The organism is Frigoribacterium sp. MEB024, assembly GCF_000878135.1.
Taxonomy (GTDB): domain Bacteria; phylum Actinomycetota; class Actinomycetes; order Actinomycetales; family Microbacteriaceae; genus Frigoribacterium.
This window is the reverse complement of sequence record NZ_JXQZ01000033.1, coordinates 1-3,862: the sequence shown is the minus strand read 5'-3', so window position 1 is coordinate 3,862 and position 3,862 is coordinate 1. Positions and strand designations below refer to the sequence as shown.

The 3,862-nt window shown below is 72.6% G+C and carries 3 protein-coding genes; 2 read left to right on the top strand and 1 reads right to left on the bottom strand.

What is annotated here, in order from left to right; genetic code table 11:
- Positions 1-49: 49 nt before the first annotated feature.
- Positions 50-976 (bottom strand): proline iminopeptidase-family hydrolase, encoded by a 927-nt coding sequence (locus tag SZ60_RS08280; RefSeq protein ID WP_231567085.1) that lies wholly within the window; start codon positions 974-976, stop codon positions 50-52.
- A 127-nt stretch (positions 977-1,103) separates the two neighbouring features.
- Here SZ60_RS08280 and SZ60_RS08275 point away from each other — a divergent pair, with 127 nt between their 5' ends.
- Positions 1,104-1,910 carry a FadR/GntR family transcriptional regulator gene (locus tag SZ60_RS08275; RefSeq protein ID WP_043595091.1) on the top strand — a complete coding sequence of 269 codons (807 nt, stop codon included), beginning with the start codon at positions 1,104-1,106 and terminating at the stop codon, positions 1,908-1,910.
- Positions 1,911-2,058: 148 nt separating this feature from the next.
- A complete protein-coding gene (locus tag SZ60_RS08270; RefSeq protein ID WP_043595090.1) occupies positions 2,059-3,789 on the top strand; it encodes an alpha-glucosidase in 1,731 nt (576 codons plus the stop codon).
- The last annotated feature ends 73 nt before the right edge of the window (positions 3,790-3,862 follow it).

The window sequence follows — 3,862 nt, the reverse complement described above, 5'->3', positions numbered from 1 at the left end:
ACTTCGTCATGGGCGGCCGCGTCGGTTCAGGAGGCGCGGCCCGCGCCGGTCAGGAGGCGCGGGTCGAGTCGCGCAGCCCGTCGTGCGCCGCCAGGAACGGTGCGACGACGGCCCGGAACTCCTCGGGCTGTTCGAGGTGCGAGCAGTGGCTGGCGCCCGCGAACACGTGCGGGCGGACGTCGGCGATGCCGTCGACGAACGGCTGCCAGGTGGCGGGCGTCGCCTCGTCGAACTCGCCCGCGACGACGAGGGTCGGCGCGGTGATCGACGGCAGCCGGTCGACGATCGTCCAGTCGCGCATCGTGCCGATGACGTGGAACTCGTTCGGCCCGTTCATCGTGTGGTAGACGGTCGGCTCGGCCTCCATCTGCTCCTCGCTGTCGACGAAGTCCTGCGGCATGGGCACCACGCGGCAGACGTGACGCTCGTAGAACACCTGGGTGGCGGCGAGGTACTCGGGGTCGGTGGTCGTGCCGTCCGCCTCGTGGCGGGCCAGCGCCTCCCGGGTGCCGGTCGGCAGCTGGTCGCGCAGCTCGCCGGCGCCCTCGACCCAGAGCCGCATGGACGCGGGCGAGTTGCAGATGGCCAGGCTCGCCAACCCGTCCGGTGCCGTCACGGCGATCTCGGCGCCGAGCATCCCGCCCCACGACTGGCCGAGCAGGTGGTACCGCTCGAGGCCGAGGTGCGCGACGAGGGCCTCGAACTCGGCGATGAACAGGCTCGGCTGCCAGAAGTCGACCGGGGCGTCGGGCAGGTGGGTGCTTCGACCGCAGCCGAGCTGGTCGTAGTGCACGACCGTGCGACCGGTCTCGTCGGCGAAGGCCTCGAGGTTGCGCAGGTAGTCGTGGGCCATCCCCGGGCCGCCGTGCACCACGACGAGGGGCAGTGCACCGTCGCGCGGCTCGTCGGGCGTGGTGACCCGGTACCAGGTCTCGGCGTCGTGGAAGGGGGCGGTGCCGGTGGTGATCGTGGACATGCGGGTGAGCATGCACCCGGCTAAGGTCTCGCGACAAGACCTTTCGCGATGCCTTAATCTGCTCGTAACACGACGAGACCTCGAGCGCCCCGCGCACGACGGGTCGGCGAGCCGGGACGGGGACGCGATGGGCCAGGACGACAGCCGAGGAGGCGCGGGCGGCTCGCGCTCGGACGTCGCGGTCGACGGCGCCCTCGGTGGCGCCCTCGGGGCCCCTCTCCCACCCACGACCCGGGTCGACGACCTCACCGACCGCCTCGTCACGGCCATCACGATCGGCGAGTACCTGCCCGGCTCGCGCCTCCCCCCGGAGCGCGACCTCGCCGCCTCGCTGCGGGTCGGCCGCATGACCGTGCGGGCCGCCCTGGCCCGACTCGTCGAGCAGGGGCTGATCGTGACGCAACGCGGGCGCGGCGGCGGCTCGTTCGTCCAGGCGCCGGCCCCGGGGTCGGGCACCGACGTCGTGCGCCGCACGCTCGCCGCGCGGTGGTCCGACCTGCGCGACACGAGTGAGGCGATCAGCCGCCTGCACGGCGTCGTCGCCGAGGCCGCCGCCGAGAACCGCACCACGACCGACGTCGACCGGCTGCACGACCGACTCGAGGGCTACCGCGACGCCGCGTCGGGGCTCGCGTCGCAGAAGGCCGACGAGGCCCTGCACGTCGCGATCGCCGAGGCCGCCGGCAACGCGACGCTGCGCGGGGTGCTGTTCGACCTCGAGGCCCGGGTGAGCATCTCGGCGCCGGCGCACCTCTGGGGCGGGCCGGACGGCATGCGCGAGATGGAGCTGCGCGCCCTCGCCGACCACGAGGCGCTCGTCGCCGCGATCTGCGACGGACGCGCGGCGGACGCCGCGGCCATCGCCCGCGAGCACGTCAAGATCGACCTCGAGCTGCTCGAGCGCGAACTCGGCCGCCCGGACGCGACCGGCTGAACCCTGCCCTGGTGGCCGACCCGCGCCTCCTGAGCCCCTCCGACCCCAGGAACTCGCCGAGACCCCCACGCGCGCCCGGGGGTCTCGGCGAATTCCTGGGGTCTCGGCGTCACGGCGCGGCCGTGGTCGGCCGTGACAGGCTGGACGGGTGAGCGACTCGACGACGAACGACACCGGCCCCACGACCACCCCGCCCGCCTGGTGGACGACCGCGACGGTCTACCAGATCTACCCGCGCAGCTTCGCCGACTCGAACGGCGACGGGGTCGGCGACCTCGGCGGCATCCGGCAGCGGCTCGGTCATCTGCACGACCTCGGGGTCGACGTGATCTGGCTGTCGCCGATCTACCGCTCGCCCCAGGCCGACAACGGGTACGACATCAGCGACTACGACGACGTCGACCCGCTGTTCGGCACGCTCGCCGAGATCGACGCCCTGACGGACGAGGTGCACGCGCTCGGCATGAAGCTGGTCATGGACCTCGTCGTCAACCACACGAGCGACGAGCACCCGTGGTTCGTCGAGGCCCGGTCGTCGCGCGACTCCCCGAAGCGCGACTGGTACCTCTGGCGCGACCCGCTGCCGACGGGCGAGGGGGCGGACGCCGGGGGCACACCCGGCGCCGGCAGCCACCCGACCGCGTGGCGCAGCGCGTTCAGCGGCCCGGCCTGGACGCTCGACGAGGGCACCGGCCAGTACTACCTGCACATGTTCGCGTCGAAGCAGCCCGACCTCAACTGGGAGAACCCCGACCTGCGCCGCGCCGTCTTCGACATGATGAACCGCTGGCTCGACCGGGGCGTCGACGGGTTCCGCATGGACGTGATCAACCACATCGCGAAGGAGCCCTCGTCGCTGGCGCCCGGAGCCTCGCACTTCGTCATGGGCGGGCAGATCCACGACCACCTGCGCGAGATGCACCGCGAGGTCTTCGCGCACCGCACCGACCGCGAGCTGATCACGGTGGGCGAGATGCCGGGTGTGACGGTCGACGACGCGAAGCTGTTCACGGCCGCCGACCGGCACGAGCTCGACATGGTGTTCCAGTTCGAGCACGTCGGCCTCGACCACGGGCCGGCCTCGAAGTTCGACAACCTCCCGTTCGACCTCGTGGCGCTGAAGCGCTCGCTGTCACGCTGGCAGGACGGTCTCGCCGACCAGGGCTGGAACAGCCTCTACCTCGGCAACCACGATCAGCCGCGGTCGGTGTCGCGCTTCGGCGACGACGGCCGGTACCGGTTCGAGTCGGCGACGTTGCTCGCCACCGTGCTGCACCTGCACCGGGGCACGCCGTACGTCTACCAGGGCGACGAGATCGGCATGACGAACGCCGGGTTCACCTCGATCGAGCAGTACCGCGACATCGAGTCGATCAACTGGTTCGACGAGTCGGTCGCGGCGGGGGCCGACCCCGAGCACCTGCTCGAGGCGTTGCGCTTCCGCAGTCGCGACAACGCGCGCACCCCGGTGCCGTGGTCAGGAGGCGCGGCGGCGGGCTTCGGCACCGGCACCCCGTGGATCGAGCTGGTCGCGAACCACGACACCGTGAACGTCGAGGCCGACCGTGCGGCCGGGGAGCGCTCGGTGTTCGAGCACTACCGCCGTCTCATCGCGTTGCGGCACGAGTCGCCGGTCGTGGCGCTCGGGTCGTTCGAGCTGCTGGCGCCGGACGACGAGCGGCTGTACGCGTTCACCCGCACGCTCGGTGACGAGCAGCTGCTCGTCCTGGCGAACTGGTCGGGCGAGGCGTACGAGCTCGACCCCGCCCTGCACCCGGCGCTGCGGCGTCGCTCGGTGCCGGAGGTCGTGATCGGCAACGTGCCCGGCGGGGCCGGGTTGACGCTCGCCCCCTGGGAGGTGCGCGTCCTGCGGTCCTGACCCGCGCCTCCCCGCCCCCTCGCCCCGTCGCCCCCTCGCCCCCGCCCCTCACGTGTGCAAATCGCGACAGCGG